The organism is Rubripirellula amarantea, from assembly GCF_007859865.1.
GTDB lineage: Bacteria > Planctomycetota > Planctomycetia > Pirellulales > Pirellulaceae > Rubripirellula > Rubripirellula amarantea.
The window spans coordinates 1,562,230-1,577,152 of sequence record NZ_SJPI01000001.1 but is presented as its reverse complement, the minus strand read 5'-3'; the positions used below and the strand labels follow the sequence as shown (position 1 = coordinate 1,577,152).

Here is a 14,923-nt window from a genome sequence, read left to right as displayed (position 1 = left end):
AGTTCTTTCTTCCTTTTCAAGTGCCAGACAAATCCATGGCCTACCGCAAGCTCTCGGAACTGCTGCCCGTTAAAAGCCGGGACAATCATGGAAGCTCGTCGTCGAGTTACAACGCCTATGAAGTGTTCGGGTTGGAAATGGGTGAATCCGACACGACGAAGATCACGACAAGCATCAACGCGTTGATCGCGAAATTGAAGGCAGTAAAGTCCGAGAGCGAACCATCGGTTTGGGCGACGGCGGCTAAACTGGTCCAAGCAAGCCGAGTGATACTTCTAGATAAAGAGAAGAAGGCGGCTTTGGACGCTCAGTTGGGAATCGCAAGATCAGCCCCGACGCCGACCTCGGGTTCCACCGATCCGCTGGCCAGTCTTTTACCCGTGACGGATCCGCTTGCGTCCGTGTTGCCGCCAACCCCACCTCGACCACAATCGCCCACGGCCGCTGGTTCAACACCCAAGTCGCCTGTCGAATCCGAAAGCAGCATGCCGCCTGGATTGTTTCAAGGTCCAGCGGTGACGCCCGACGGATCGCCGATCATGCGAAACGTGGACGAACCCGAAACGGCTGGTACCTTCGAGCCGCAACCAGCAATCGCCACAACAGCCGCTGGCAATGACCCTGTGGTTCCCAAACTTCGAGCGGGTAAGCCAAAAATCCGACGGCGAAAGTCTAGGCTCGGTCCCATGGTGATGGGAATCTTTACCCTCGCATTGTTGGCGATCGTGGCTGTCTTAGTTCACTTCATGTACTTCAGCGATGGAACGTTAGCGATTTCGCGTAGCGAGAAGGGCATCACGATCTCAACAACTCCGCCACCAAGCGAAGTTCCCACTGTGGTGAATCAACCGTTGGGCTCAAGTGTGTCACCTGCGACGGACGTTCGGCCTGCTCCGGCGAAACCGCGAGATCCCGTCATGGGTAATTTGGCCGGGAACGTTCCACTTCCACCTCGACCCACACAACCGTCACCCAGCATGGGCGATTCGAGCAACGCCACCCCGCCGACCGAATCCAACGTCGCAATCCAACCGATGCCAGTTGATTCACCAATGCCGGTTGCCGCTGAAGTCACCGAAGAAATGAGGCAGCAGGCCGAACAGCGACTTGCCGAGATTCGGTCGATCATCAAGACGGCGAATTGGGAGGCGATGAAATCCATCGCTGATCAGGACATCGAAATTCCGATGACCAATCAGCAAAAGGAGGCTGCCAGAACGCTGCACAACGTGTGTGAGTTATCGACGTTCTATCGCGGAGCGATCGAGATGGCGATTCCCAATCTCAACACCGGAGAGGACTTGGCGGTTACGGAAAACAATCGCTACGTCGTCGTGGGAAAACGAAACGGCATACTGACGGTGCAAGCCGACGGCGGACAAAAATCGTTTTCCATTGATGAGTTGCCGATGGGGCTGGCACATAAAATTGCTGCCTTCAAGTTTGATGAAGGCGTGTTGTTGACCGCATGTCGGGCAATCTATCAAGCCGTGTGCGCGAAGGCGACGATAGGTGAACGCAGGATTGGAATTGAGAAACTGCGGCAGATGCCCGAGTCACCCGAAGGCACCGATACTCAACAAATGGCCGATATGATCGAATCCATTTGGTTTGGCTCACCAGAATGATTGAAGATGCTATCCACCGTTTGCAACGACTGATCGAATTCCCTTCGGTCAGCAACGTCAGTAACGAAGCGGTATCTCGCGAGGTCGCAGACCAACTCGAAGCGATGGGCTTTGAAGTTGAGTGGACGAACTACTACGATCTGGCGGGCACGTTGAAGTGCAACGTCATTGGGCGTCGGCTTCCCAAGACCAAACACGAACCACGCCAGATTGGCGGCTTAGCCTATTTTGGGCACACCGACGTTGTTCCCGTCAATGATTGGGTAGGCCCGCCGATTGTTGCAACCGATGAGGACAATGACGCATTCAAGCCGCTGATTCACAATGGTCGCTTGTATGGGCGAGGGGCCTGCGACATGAAGGGATCTATCGCGGCGATGATCGCAGCCGCAGCGAGTATTCCGATCGAAAGTCAAACTCAACCTCTATGGATTGTCTGTACTGCGGATGAAGAAGTTGCCTTCTGTGGGGCTCGGCAAATGGTTGCAAAGTCTAACTACTATCGCGATATCGTAGCCGCGCAACCTCTCGCCATCATCGGCGAACCGACATCAAGACAAGTCGTTCACGGACACAAGGGAATCGCCACCTTACGTATCACCAGTCATGGTCGCGCAGCACACAGTAGTACCGACGAAGGGATCAATGCGAACGACGCGATGGTGCCGATGTTGTCTCTTCTACGCGATATCGCTGCGCAAACACGACAAGAAAAGGCTTACCACAACGCGGCCTTTGACCCGCCGCATTTGTCTTGGAACTACGGCTGCAGTGATTTCATGACGGCCGTCAATATCACGCCGCCTCGCTGCGTCGCTTGGGCAAATTTAAGAACGATGCCGGGTGTCGATGGAGAAGACTTGATCGAGCGTGTCAGGACAAAGGCCAACGAACTGGGATTGGAGTTTCAGCGTTTCCAGGGCGGCTTGCCCGTGTGGGTTGAACCAGACGAACCGTTCTTAAAGGAACTTAGCGAAATTACGCATAGCCAACCGAGCGTGGTTTGTTACGGCACCGACGGCAGCGAATACCACGAGCTGAATCACCGCGTGGTGCTTGGACCGGGTAGCATCGAACAGGCTCACACGAATGATGAATGGATCAGCCTTGACGAACTCGATCGTGGTACCAAGCTGTTTACCGAACTAATTCAAAAGTACTGCGGGTCCTAAAATTCTGCGGGTCCTAAAACGACGAATGGCGATTGAATGGACTTCCGCCGACTCAATCGTCGTCGCTGCTGGACGTCGCCATCCCGAGTTGTCGCATCTTGCGATATAGGTTTGAACGGTGCAGACCAAGTCGCGACGCGGCATCAGTCATGTTACCGCCGCAAGATGCAATCGCTCTTTGAATATGCTCGACCTGAAATTCCTTGGTGGCTTCGGTCAGGGCCGGTGACTTGATATGACCTGTCACCGCTGCCGTTGATCCCGTCGTGGTTCCACCCAACATCAAGTCTTCGACACCCACAACATCTTCGCTGCAGAGATAGCAAACGCGTTCGATTGTGTTCCGCAGTTCACGGATATTGCCGGGCCATGCGTGAGTCAGCAAAGCGTCCTTGGCCGATTCACTGTATTGGGGTACTTGCCGACCGATCTGGTAGCAAAATTGTTCTGTGAAATGGTTGGCCAACAACAGCACATCGTTCCCACGCTCGGCAAGCGGTGGCAGCGTCAACGAAACCACATTCAAGCGGAAAAACAAATCTTCGCGAAACCGCTTCTCGGCAATCATGGATTCGAGTGGTTGATTGGTTGCCGCGATCACTCGCACATCAACGGGAATGGTTTTTGAACCGCCTACGCGAACGACGACTTTGTCTTCCAAAACGCGGAGCAATTTGGCTTGTCCACCGGGACTCATGTCGCCAACTTCATCCAGAAATAGCGTTCCGCCACTAGCGAGTTCAAACTTGCCGCTGCGTGATTGGTTGGCATCGGTAAAAGCACCTTTTTCGTGCCCGAACAATTCACTCTCGAGCAAAGTTTCGACCAGAGCAGCGCAGTTGACGGCGATGAACGGACCGTTTCGCCGGTCGCTTTGATAGTGGATCATTCGAGCCAAAACTTCTTTGCCCGTACCGTTCTTGCCGAGCACCAACACGCTCAATTCTGTTCGGGCGACTTTCGCGGCCTGCTTGCGGACGTTCTCTACCGAGGAATGTTCGCCGATCAGGGAAGCGGTAGCCGCGGCGTCGTCCACCAAACGGTCGCGATCTGCGGTCAATCGCTTTCGCGTCCGCAGCGACTCGATTGCCACCGCGGCATGCTTGGCAAGGTCCGCCAACACAACGGCGTCTTCGTGTTCGAAATCATCGTCTTTGGCGTTGATCGCTTCGAAGACCCCGATCAGGTCCCCTCGACCGCTCGACATCGGAACGGCGACAAGGGATCGCGTTTGGAATTCAAGCTTCTCGTCAACCTTGCGGTTAACTCGCGACTCATCGTCGCTTCCGCCATTCCACACTTTCCACTCGCCGGTTGCCAAGACTTCGCCAACGACACCCGCGTCGTCATCCACCTCTAAAACTCCACCCTCGATCCCAAGAGCCGGTCGGCCGATCAACATTCGACGCCGACGATCCCAAAGAAAGATACTGGCGCGTTCGCATTTCAAAATCGCAGTCGCCGTGTCGGCAATCTTATGAAGCAGAGCTTCGTCGTCGTCGAGTTGTTGCCACTCGGCAGCCGCGGAAAGCACAGCGGCGAGCTGTTCGATTCGACGCCCCTGTTGCTGTTGAATATGAATCCGCTGCAAAGCACCGGCTAGAAGACTCGTCGTGGCTTGAATCAATTCCTCGTTGTGCGGATCGTGTCCCTGGGAATCGGTCATTTCGATAACGAGTGCCGATGCCGTTCGAACGCCTTCGATAGGAATACTGCCAATTCGAGAATGAATCGGCAGAGGCGCCACACACCACTGCGAAGATGTCCGGATGCTAGATTGGTCGATTGCTTCGCCGATCAAACCGACAGGCAAAGGCTGCTGCGGCCCGACCCAGTAATCACAATCCCATGTGCCATTTCGCTGCGAAACCAAGCCTCCGAACTGACTTCCAAGGGTGTTCAGTAGATCGGGAAGAGTTTGCTGCAGGAAGCCTTCTTTGGAAGACTCTTGAACAAGTCTCTTCGCGATCTTCAGTGCAATGCGGACCGCAGTGGGGTCGCTATCGTTGCCGGAGACTAGGTTCGTCACTTTGGATTCTCTCATCATGCATCTGCGGATCGACATCCGAACAGTAGATCGGATGAAAAGTTCACTTCGAAAGGAATGAAAGGTCACTGCTTGCTTCGGTGCACCTGCTGCGATTTCCTAGATTTTTCAACCATAGCGTTGGTCTGATCCCTGGCGGGTTCAGCAGGCGATTGCGGGTGAAGAAGCCGAGTTCGACTAATCACCGGCGGATCCGCCTGAATCGTTGAAACCAAGGATTCGTGTTAAACCCGGGGTTTGCGTTACGTAGGTTCGCTATATGTTGAGGCGTCTTTCAACCTAAAAATCTTCACATTGCCAATTAGGAATCGCTTCAAATGCAGTTCAGCGGAAAAAAAGGCCTCATCATCGGGGTTGCAAACGAAAACTCGATTGCTTGGGCCATCGCCAAAACCATCATGGAAGCAGGTGGAGAGTGCGGCTTTACGCACCTTCCAGACCGCCCCGACGACGAAAGGCAACGCAATCGCAGACGAGTATCAAAATTAACGGACCAGTACGAGCAAGCCAAATTCCTTCTGCCAATGGATGCGCAGAAAGATGAAGATATCCGCATGGTTTTCGAAAAAGCGGGTGAAACCTTTGGCAAAATCGACTTTTTCCTACATTCCATTGCTTACGCCGACATCAACGATCTGCGGAACGATACGGTCCAAACCAGCCGTGACGGCTTTAAAATGGCGATGGATATTAGCGTTTATTCGCTGATCTCGTGCTGCAACGCCGCTCGTGACGTGATGGCCGAGAACGGGGCGATCGCCACGATGACCTACTTTGGCGGCGAAAAGTGCGTACCAGGCTATAACGTCATGGGGATTTGCAAGGCGGCGTTGGACGCGACGGTACGCTACCTCGCGTTTGACATGGGTGCACAAGGCGTCCGCGTTAACGCACTCTCGGCGGGCCCTATCAAGACGCTCGCTGGCGTCGGAGCCGGCGTCAAAGAGATGCTCGAGATGTACAAGCACATTGCACCGTTGGGATACAACACCACTCACGAAGAAGTCGGCAATAGTGGTGCTTTCCTGTTGTCGAACGCTAGCAGCGGAATTTCTGGCGAGATCTTGCACGTCGATGGTGGCTATCACGCGATGGGCAGTCCGGGACGTTTGCTTGACCAATTGAAGTAACCTACTGTCTTTTAAACCTGTATCTGAACCCTATCACCCGATCCCGATTTCCATGGTTCGTACCGCTTCGACAATGCTGCCTTTGGGCACATCTGCACCTGACTTTTCGCTTCCTAGCACCGAAGGTGACATTGTATCGCTGGATTCGTACCGCGATTCCAAAGCGTTGCTGGTCATCTTCATGTGCAACCATTGCCCGTATGTAAAGCATGTCGCCAACCAACTCAAATCGTTGGCTGACGACTATCTGTCACACGGGGTTGGAGTCGTTGCAATTAGCAGCAACGACGCCGAAAACTATCCCGACGACTCGCTTGAAGCGATGGTGAAAGAGAAGGCGGACCGTGGTTACTCGTTTAAGTACCTATACGACGCAGACCAAAGCGTCGCGATGGCTTACACAGCCGCCTGCACTCCGGACTTCTTCCTGTTTGATCAAGACATGAAGCTTGTTTATCGAGGACAGCTCGATTCGAGTCGTCCCAAGACTGACATCCCGGTTACCGGTGACGATCTTCGTGCTGCAATCGACGCCGTGTTGGCTGGATCGTCACCATCGCCGGACCAACGACCTTCGATCGGATGCAACATCAAGTGGAAGGCTGGCAATGAGCCAACCTACTTCAATCCGCAAGGCAACGCGTGAGTTCAGCACCGTACCTGCATGAACTGACCCTTCGACTGGCCATCGGCGCAAGCGGGCTGGACCCATCCTTGAAGTCCAAGCACGGTGACTGGCTGGTCGCGCAACAACGTCCCGACGGAGGCTTTGCAGGTCGTGAGGGCGAGAGCGATCCGTACTACACGGCATTCGCACTGCGGGGGTTATGGATCCTTGATCGGCTGGATCAAGCAATCGTAGCGCCCGCTGCAGCTTTTCTTCGAAAACGCATGTCGCAGCGAGATTCGATCATTGACCTGATCTCGCTGATTTTTGCTGCCGCGATCTGCGAATTGTCAGTCGGCGAGGTGGTATTGTCAGACGACGATGCTCAATGGCGAACGAACATCGCCGACTTGCTGCAGACGCTCCGAACCGAAGACGGTGGCTTCGCAAAAACTCCCGAAGGCCGAGCCGGTAGCACGTACCAGACTTTCCTTTCGGTGCTGTGCCTAGAGCTTATTGAACAGCCGGTTTCTAACATTGCGGGAATCGAGTCTTTCCTTCAATCACAATCGCATCCCGATGGTGGCTATCAAGAAATCCGTGCCGCCAAACGTCCGGGAGTGAATCCGACCGCCGCAGCGATTGGCACGCTGAAAGTTCTGAACAAACTGGACCTGTCGACACAGCAACCAACGGTTGATTTTTTGGCAGAGATGCAAAGTGATGAGGGAGGACTCACTGCGAATACTCGCATCCCGTTTGCTGACCTCCTTAGCACCTTCACGGGACTGCTCACACTTGCTGACCTCGGTCACGCAGAAAGAATCAACGTGGACGGAATTCAACGTTACGCGCTGGGCATGCAATCCCCTAGTGGCGGTTTTACAGGGTTCGCCCTCGACCAAACCGCCGACGTGGAATATTCGTTTTATGGGTTAGCCACACTCTCTCTGTGCCAAACGATCTAACGTCTACGACGCTAGCTTCACTTCATTACCGTACGAAATCACCAACGATTACTTAGTCCACTTGCCATGACTGAACTCTCATCGTTTTCGCTCGAAGTCGACCGCGTTTGCAAATCGTTTGTAAGTGGCGATCATCGTCTGAATGTGCTGACGGATGTTTCGCTGTCGCTATGCGCTGGCGATTCTCTTGCGATCGTCGGTCCAAGCGGCAGCGGCAAAAGTACGCTGTTGCAGATCATTGGCACGCTCGACCGCCCCGATAGCGGTTCAGTAATTTTCGAGAACGTGGCAAACGACGGACAGTCACGCAAAGTGAATCCGTTCTCGCTTGAAGACAAGCAGCTTGCTGAATTACGCAATCAATCCGTAGGTTTCATTTTCCAGGATCATCACTTGCTGCCTCAATTGACGGTGCTTGAAAACGTTTTGGTGCCCTGCCTTGCGTTTGGAAATTCAAGTGACGCCAATGTCGAGCATGCCCTCGCGTTGATAGAGTCAGTGGGCCTCACTGACCGCGTTGATCATCTGCCGGGGCAATTGTCCGGTGGGCAACGTGAACGGGTGGCCATCGCACGCGCTTTGGTGATGTCTCCGTCGATCATCCTAGCCGATGAACCAACGGGAAATCTCGACCGGACCACTGCTCAAGAGATGACCGAACTGATGCTGCATCTGCAACACAGCACCCACAGCATCTTGATTACGGTTACCCACAGCGAGGATTTGGCCTCTGCGATGGGAAAACAGTGCGAATTGGTTGACGGCAAACTAGCCTAGCTGCGTCGAGTTTGACGAACAAGTTGTTTCAAGGCAAACTAACGAGCTCTGAACAGCCCGTTAGGGTGCCCCCTTTTTTGACTAAGTAGCTAAAAGGCAACCGCGTCGATGATCTCTGCCGTGATGACGTTAGTGGACGAAATAATTCTGTTGATCGCTTTGGCAAACATGGGCTTGCCTTTGGGCGAACCGCAGCGAGTGCACGTGCGTGACATGTACCACGGCAAATCAGTCGTGGGTGCTCAAGGCGAATTGCTGCGGGGTGCAAGTGTGGCGGTGTTCAAGTTCCGTCGCGATACGCTCGGTGAACCTGGAAATCCGACCGTGGACTATGCGACCGACCCCGCTTTCTGGGACCAGATGAAAGCATCCGGAGTGAATGCTGTTCGCGTGGTTTTCTTTGATGCATTCCAGCGAAGCCGAGGTGATTTTCACGTGCACCCGAATCAGCCGTTTCCTTTCACATCGCTTTCGATTGCCGACGCGATGGTTCAAGGGATTGAGGATCGCCGAACTGCGATGCGGCAAGCGGTTTTGGATCGTGACGCTCTGCTGGCGGACTTCGACACCATCGTCGAATTAGCCGCGGAGCGGCAGATGTATGTGATGATCAATTATCACGACGTGACGGGATACCAAGACCCTGATTTCGAAGAGGGCCTGAATCGCCACCAAAGTCAATTCGCGTACAAGACTTCAAAAGACTATCTGTTTCGATTCTGGAGTCTCATAGCCCCGCGTTATGCTCATCGAACGCATGTCTTCTACGAGCTAATGAACGAACCGGTGGGCTACCATCCCAACGACTATTCGCGGCAGCATGTTCGTGACATCGTTCAAACGTATCACCTCGTGCGTGCCCTGGCGCCTGACACTCATATTGTCCTTGGTTCCTTCACCACGCCCGCATCATTTAACGAGCGTTCGATGTTACGAGTGGCTTATGAAATGGAACGATATGGTGCGGCTGATCCGGAAAAAAATGGCGTTGATTTTGAAAATGCATCGATTGGTTTCCATCCTTACGACATTTCTGATCTGCCTCATAGTGCCGTTCCGATACGCGAAGTAATGCGACGCTACGCGGTGATCAATACTGAACTCGGCCTCCCTCATGCGCTCAGGATTTCCGACGAGGAACCCGAGTCGCCTGGTTACTTCAATGACTTCCTCAGTTCGCAGTCGATGGAACGTATCAACGTCAGTTGGTTTGCCTGGAACACGTTTGGTCCCGAGGAGTTCGGTCTGGTGTTCGAAGACATCTTTTGCAGTGACGCACACGCCAAAGGCTACTTTTGGGGTGAAGAATTATCGCTCGCCGAAGGCCTTGCTCGACTGCAACAAACCGACTGCATCGACGCGCAAGAAGCCTATGACATAGCGTTGTCGTTATTTCACGTTCACACCGACGATCCCAAAGCAACGCAGTAGCGACTCGATCGTTGTCGCTTATTAAGCCACATCACCAAGACTGAGCCGCTTTGCATAACGGCGAACGATTTGTTGTTTGAGTTGGGCAAAGGATGGATCGCTGAGATCGGGATCTTCTTCGATCATCTCTTGAGCCATCATTCGTGCGAGTGTCAAAATTTCGACATCTCGAGTCAGGTCCGCGATCATCATCGGCGGCATACCGCTTTGTCGGCGACCGAGCAAATCGCCTGGACCTCGCATGCGAAAATCTGCCTCTGCGAGTTCGAATCCGTCGTCGGTTTCTTCCAAGGTTTTTAAACGCTCGTTTTCTTCCGGTGGCAATTCGCCGTCGGTAAATAGGCAAACGTGGCCGGTGTGCGAGCCTCGCGAAACTCGTCCACGCAGTTGATGAAGCTGAGCAAGACCAAATCGCTGAGCACCCAGAATCGTCATCACGGTGGCATTGGGCACGTTGATACCAACTTCGATGACGGTCGTGCTAACGAGGACCTGCAAGTCACCTCTGGCGAATTGCTGCATGATTGCTTGCTTGTCGTCATTGGCCATTCGCCCATGCAACAGCCCCACGCGATAATCTTTCAGTTCTTCCTTGGTGAGTTCTTCAAAGACGGACTCGACCGATGCGATGTCTTCGGACTCATCGTCGGCTGACTCGCTGGCGGTAACGCGAGGCGCTACGATGAAGCCTTGACGTCCCTCGTCCAAGCGATCACGCACAAACGACCACCAACGCGATTTCCACTCACCGCGTCCGAGGTACGTATTGACCTGACCACGACCAGGAGGCTTCTCGCGAAGCGTGCTTAGTTCCACGTCGCCAAACATGGTCATCGCGACGCTGCGGGGAATCGGAGTGGCCGACATCACCAAGTAGTGCGGATCAACGCCACCGGAACGTAGCTTCACTCGCTGGGCCACACCGAACTTGTGTTGTTCGTCGATCACGACCAAACCGAGACGCTTGAATTCTAAGTCACCGTAAAGCAACGCTTGGGTACCGACGAGCAGATTGATTTCGCCTGAAGCCGTCGCGGCAACAGTCTCGCGTCGCTCTGCCGCCGAAAGCGAACCACACAACAACCCGATCTGAACCCGGCTTTCCGCAAGCGTTTCAGAGAGGGTTTGAAAGTGTTGCCTAGCTAAAACTTCCGTCGGAGCCATCAGTACCGCTTGGTGATCATTCGCAACCGCCAACATCATTGCGTAGATTGCGACAAGCGTTTTTCCGCTTCCGACGTCGCCTTGCAGCATCCGATTCATCGGAAATTGGCAAGCCATGTCCGCTCGGATCTCGTCGATCGTTCGGCGTTGGTCGCCCGTCAATTCAAATGGAAAACGGTTAGTGATTCGAGCGTCCACCATCGCAGGCGAGGGCAGGGGAGGGGCTCGTAATTCGGTTGTGAGTGTTCGGCGTTTCATGGCCAAGGCCAATTGCATCACTAACAATTCTTGAAAAACCAAACGTGTTCTCGCCGCCAACATCCCGCGTTCGTCCGGCGGTGCGTGTAAGTGACGAAGTGCGGTGGCAATGTCGGGAAGCGAATCCCCCACGTCGATTCGCATTTCGCCTAGTCGAACCGCAGCCGCCTCACGCAACGGACCTGGCATCACTTCGGTCAACGAATCGGCAAGTTGATCAACGAGCGGTGGAATCAGACCTCGCAAGTCTATTTGCTTAAGACCTTCGGTCAGTGAATAGATGGGAAGAATTCGAGGCGAACTGGCTTGGTCATCGTCACCGAGAATGGTGACCTGGGGGTGGGTGAATTCCATTCGAAAACCGTTTAGCTTCGCGGTTCCCGAGATCATCACGCGACGACCGTTGGTTAATTGCTCTGCACGAAACGCTTGGTTGAAGAAAAGAATCCGAACCGTACCCGTTTCGTTTTCAACCAACGCGCCGAAGACTGATTTTCCAGCATTCCGCGACACTACTTCCGCCTCGGTAATCACGCCCACCAATGCCGCCGGTTCGCCTTCGCGAAGTTCTTCCACCGACTTCGGGGGCGCCGGAAACTCATAATCTCGTGGAAAGAAGAACATGAGATCGCGGGCAGTCTTCATCCCCAATCGACCAAGCCGATCGAGCTTGCGTCGACTGATACCACCTATGTCAGCCAAAGGAGTGCTGAGCCCGGTCGACGACGATGAAGCGTTCGTTTGCGGATCGTTGGTGGATGAGGGCATGGAATTCTCACGCATAGTAGGCAAACGTTCCGACCATCATGGGATGCGGCGTTCTCGAGTCGCGGTCGTCCATCGTAACGGTTTGAAGTTCATTTCCGCAGTGCCCACGTTCGCAGTGCCCAGGTTCGTAGTGCAGGTTCGCAGTGCAGGTTCGCAGTGCCTAGACATCGCCAAGTTGCAACGACAGTGCTCGACCGAAGGCTCCCCATTGACTCGCGTTCAAAGCGGCCGCTCGAGCAGCCAATTCGCCGCAGCATTGAAATGAATCCCCTCGCACTAGTCCTGCTAAGAACGCACCGTGAAAAACATCGCCGCACCCCGTCGTGTCGACGACGTTTTCGACGGGAAACGCAGGTTGATGCCATGAACTGCCATCTTTTGTTTCAAACCAACTGCCCTCGGTTCCGCAGGTCACCCCGGCAAGTTCAGCATTCGTTTGCTTCCGCAATCGGCGACACAGGTCGATTGGCGCAGCCGATGAATCATCTAGGTATGCCTGAGCGAATTGCCGGGCAACGATCAAGATATCAGCCTGACAAACCAACGGACGAATTTCACTGCGGTACCGATGCGCACCACCGTCATAGGAAACTCGTGTACCCGTTGCTTTAGCCACTTCAATCGCTCGGGTGGCGACTTCCCTGTGTCGTCCATTGAGGTGCAGCACAGTTGCGTCAGCGACCGCAGTTTCAATCTCGCTCGCCCACGTTGCCTCGATATCATTGCCGGGCGAAAAAACTATCGTCCGCGATCCCGAGCTTGACGTCACCCAGATGCTAGCGATCGATGCGGTACTGGCTTCGGATCGGTCAATCAATCGCGTATCAACTCCGGCCTGTGCGAGCGATTCGATGATCGCGCGAGACGCAACGTCAGTTCCCAACCGATCGACCAACAAAGTCTTGACACCTAATGAAGACGCCGTCGCCATGGCAACCGCAACGCCGCCGCCGAGTCCCGCCGCACGTGACTTCGCTTGGACGACTTGCTCTTCATGAGGAAATTGGTCAACGGACAGGAGCGTATCAAGGACACTAACACCAATGCCGACGATCGGTACGGGATTCAAGTCGTGATCCGATTTCATCGAGAGATTTCAAGAACCGAGGACAAGTTTACTGAACCAACTTCATAAAGAGTCTATGCCAAGCGTATCCATCGCCTACGTTTCCGCTTCGGGTTCACTACTTTCATTTACCGGAGGTGCAAGCGATGCCACCGGTTGTCCCCAGTCTGCAAATGTTTTTTCGCCACATGATTCGCAAGTTACTTCAGTACCCAGAAATTGGTCGTCAATGATTTGACCAGCATCACAGGCTTTGCACTTTATCCGCACGTGGCCAGGTTCACCCGCCATGGCAATCAAATGTTCATGATCAACTCCGGCGACTTCAATGTCTTCAGCTTCAAGCGTCGTCAACAATTCTCGATTAACATCACTTCGTTTCGACAAACGATTGGCTAAACGTCGTACGCTGCGTTCAAAACTGTTTCGACTACAACGCCCATTTCCGAAGTGACGATCTCGTTTGATATACAAGTAGGTGAACCCTCGCAACAATCGCCGACGGGCTTCGGTAGGAATCGTATACTTTGCTTTCGCCGCGATCAGTTCATAGATTCGGCAAAGGGCTTCGGGATCGTAGTCGTCAAAGTGCATCGTTGTCCCCACGCGGGAACTCAACCCCGGATTGCTGCGGATCATCTTATTCATCTCGACGGGATAACCAGCCAAGATCACCACAAGTCGTTCGCGTTGATCTTCCATCCGCTTCAGCAATGTTTGAATCGCCTCGCGCCCGTATTGATCTTGTCCGTTCTCGTCGATCATCGTGTAGGCTTCGTCGATAAACAGAACGCCATCGAGCGCTTCGTCAATCTTCGCATTCGTCTTGGGTCCGGTTTGGCCTGCATACTCAGCCACCAAACCACTGCGGTCGGTTTCAACCAGATGACCTTTCTCGAGGATTCCCAAAGCGCCGTAGATATCAGCAACGATGCGTGCAACGGTTGTCTTGCCGGTTCCCGGATTGCCAACAAAGGACATGTGCAAACTAGGGCGAGTCGTTGGCAATCCCTCTTTCTCACGCAAGCGTTCCATCTTCAAAAAGTTGGTCAGCGTTTCGATCTGCTCCTTGATCGATTCAAGTCCCACCAGCCGATTCAGTTTGGCACGAGCATCCGCGAGGCGTTGTTCAGGCGTCCGATCGTCCGGCGGATCAGGTTCAGTTTTTGTGGGCTTCGATTTTTCCGCGACGCTGCGTCCAGGCCCAGCCATCGGTGTGGGCTTTTCCGCAGCGGTAACGCTTACGCCCTCTCGCAGTTTCTTAGCTTCGTCGCGCAACCACTTGAGGGCATCGCGAGCGTTGTCCGTGTCAACTTCGTTGGCCAAGCTCTCGGGAGCCGCACCTTGTAACTGATCAAACTGACGTTGCATCGAAGCGATCGCTTGGTTGTCTTCGAGGCTGACCTTTCCATCGACCGACGCCAACAGATTTGCCATCCGCATCGCAAGTGTTTCAAGTTCACCCCAACGATCGCGAATGGCGGGAATTTCTGCGAAGGGGCGAACAAGGTCCGACCACTCAAATTCGTCTGCAGCACCGATCAACCAGTCGACCGCTTCATGCAATTGGTTGCCCATGACGGACTTACCCCAGATGTGCTCCAGCAATGCTCGGCCCAGTTGACGCTGCTCCATTGATCGAGAATCCGCGTTGGGAACGACTGACGCGAACACCTTCATCAGGAACCCTTGATGCAGGTCATCCATCTGCTCAGCCACTGATGCGGCGTTGCCGTTATCGCTGCCGTGAAGCCAACCGTAGGATCCACGAATCAGCTCGCCGCTTTCGACATAGAGCAACCGGGTTTCTTTTAACGCATCGCGGTACATTCGAATGGATTCGACAATCCGATCTTCAGGAGAGGACGACATTGGCACAAGTTCCGAGTGATAACGAGAGATGACAA

The 14,923-nt window shown here is 53.9% G+C and carries 11 protein-coding genes; 7 read left to right on the top strand and 4 right to left on the bottom strand.

Going from position 1 to position 14,923, the window contains the following annotated elements; translation table 11 throughout:
• Nucleotides 1-20: 20 nt before the first annotated feature.
• Both Pla22_RS05715 and Pla22_RS05710 read left to right on the top strand, forming a co-directional pair.
• On the top strand, nt 21-1,628 hold the full coding sequence (locus tag Pla22_RS05715) for a hypothetical protein (RefSeq protein WP_146513761.1): 1,608 nt from the start codon (nt 21-23) through the stop codon (nt 1,626-1,628).
• On the top strand, nt 1,625-2,800 hold the full coding sequence (locus Pla22_RS05710) for a M20 family metallopeptidase (protein WP_242631820.1): 1,176 nt from the start codon (nt 1,625-1,627) through the stop codon (nt 2,798-2,800). Before Pla22_RS05715 ends, Pla22_RS05710 begins: the two co-directional genes overlap by 4 nt.
• Before the next feature lie 52 nt (nt 2,801-2,852).
• On the opposite strand, the gene Pla22_RS05705 is transcribed toward Pla22_RS05710, so the two are convergent.
• Entirely contained in the window at nt 2,853-4,829 is a 1,977-nt protein-coding gene (locus Pla22_RS05705; protein ID WP_242631819.1) for a sigma-54-dependent Fis family transcriptional regulator, read from the bottom strand.
• A gap of 335 nt (nt 4,830-5,164) precedes the next feature.
• On the opposite strand from Pla22_RS05705, the gene Pla22_RS05700 reads away from it, so the two are divergent.
• The 5 genes from Pla22_RS05700 to Pla22_RS05680 all read left to right on the top strand — a co-directional run bounded on the left by Pla22_RS05700 (nt 5,165) and on the right by Pla22_RS05680 (nt 9,760).
• Nucleotides 5,165-5,977: an enoyl-ACP reductase FabI gene (locus tag Pla22_RS05700; protein ID WP_146513759.1), complete on the top strand. Its 813-nt coding sequence runs from the start codon at nt 5,165-5,167 to the stop codon at nt 5,975-5,977.
• Between the two features lie 52 nt (nt 5,978-6,029).
• Nucleotides 6,030-6,623, top strand: coding sequence for a thioredoxin family protein (locus Pla22_RS05695; protein WP_146513758.1), 594 nt, complete (start codon nt 6,030-6,032; stop codon nt 6,621-6,623).
• Nucleotides 6,620-7,552 carry a prenyltransferase/squalene oxidase repeat-containing protein gene (locus Pla22_RS05690; protein WP_146513757.1) on the top strand — a complete coding sequence of 311 codons (933 nt, stop codon included), beginning with the start codon at nt 6,620-6,622 and terminating at the stop codon, nt 7,550-7,552. The genes Pla22_RS05695 and Pla22_RS05690 overlap by 4 nt, the downstream gene beginning before the upstream one ends.
• Before the next feature lie 66 nt (nt 7,553-7,618).
• On the top strand, nt 7,619-8,329 hold the full coding sequence (locus Pla22_RS05685) for an ABC transporter ATP-binding protein (protein WP_146513756.1): 711 nt from the start codon (nt 7,619-7,621) through the stop codon (nt 8,327-8,329).
• A gap of 108 nt (nt 8,330-8,437) precedes the next feature.
• The gene (locus tag Pla22_RS05680; protein ID WP_146513755.1) at nt 8,438-9,760 is read left to right on the top strand and encodes a glycoside hydrolase family 5 protein; all 1,323 of its coding nucleotides are present in this window, start codon (nt 8,438-8,440) and stop codon (nt 9,758-9,760) included.
• 21 nt (nt 9,761-9,781) lie between these two features.
• On the opposite strand, the gene recG is transcribed toward Pla22_RS05680, so the two are convergent.
• The 3 genes from recG to Pla22_RS05665 all read right to left on the bottom strand — a co-directional run bounded on the left by recG (nt 9,782) and on the right by Pla22_RS05665 (nt 14,888).
• Entirely contained in the window at nt 9,782-11,950 is a 2,169-nt protein-coding gene (gene recG / locus Pla22_RS05675; protein WP_242631818.1) for an ATP-dependent DNA helicase RecG, read from the bottom strand.
• A gap of 160 nt (nt 11,951-12,110) precedes the next feature.
• A complete protein-coding gene (locus Pla22_RS05670) occupies nt 12,111-13,037 on the bottom strand; it encodes a carbohydrate kinase family protein (protein WP_146513753.1) in 927 nt (308 codons plus the stop codon).
• Nucleotides 13,038-13,112: 75 nt separating this feature from the next.
• A complete protein-coding gene (locus tag Pla22_RS05665; protein WP_146513752.1) occupies nt 13,113-14,888 on the bottom strand; it encodes an AAA family ATPase in 1,776 nt (591 codons plus the stop codon).
• Nucleotides 14,889-14,923: the final 35 nt, after the last annotated feature.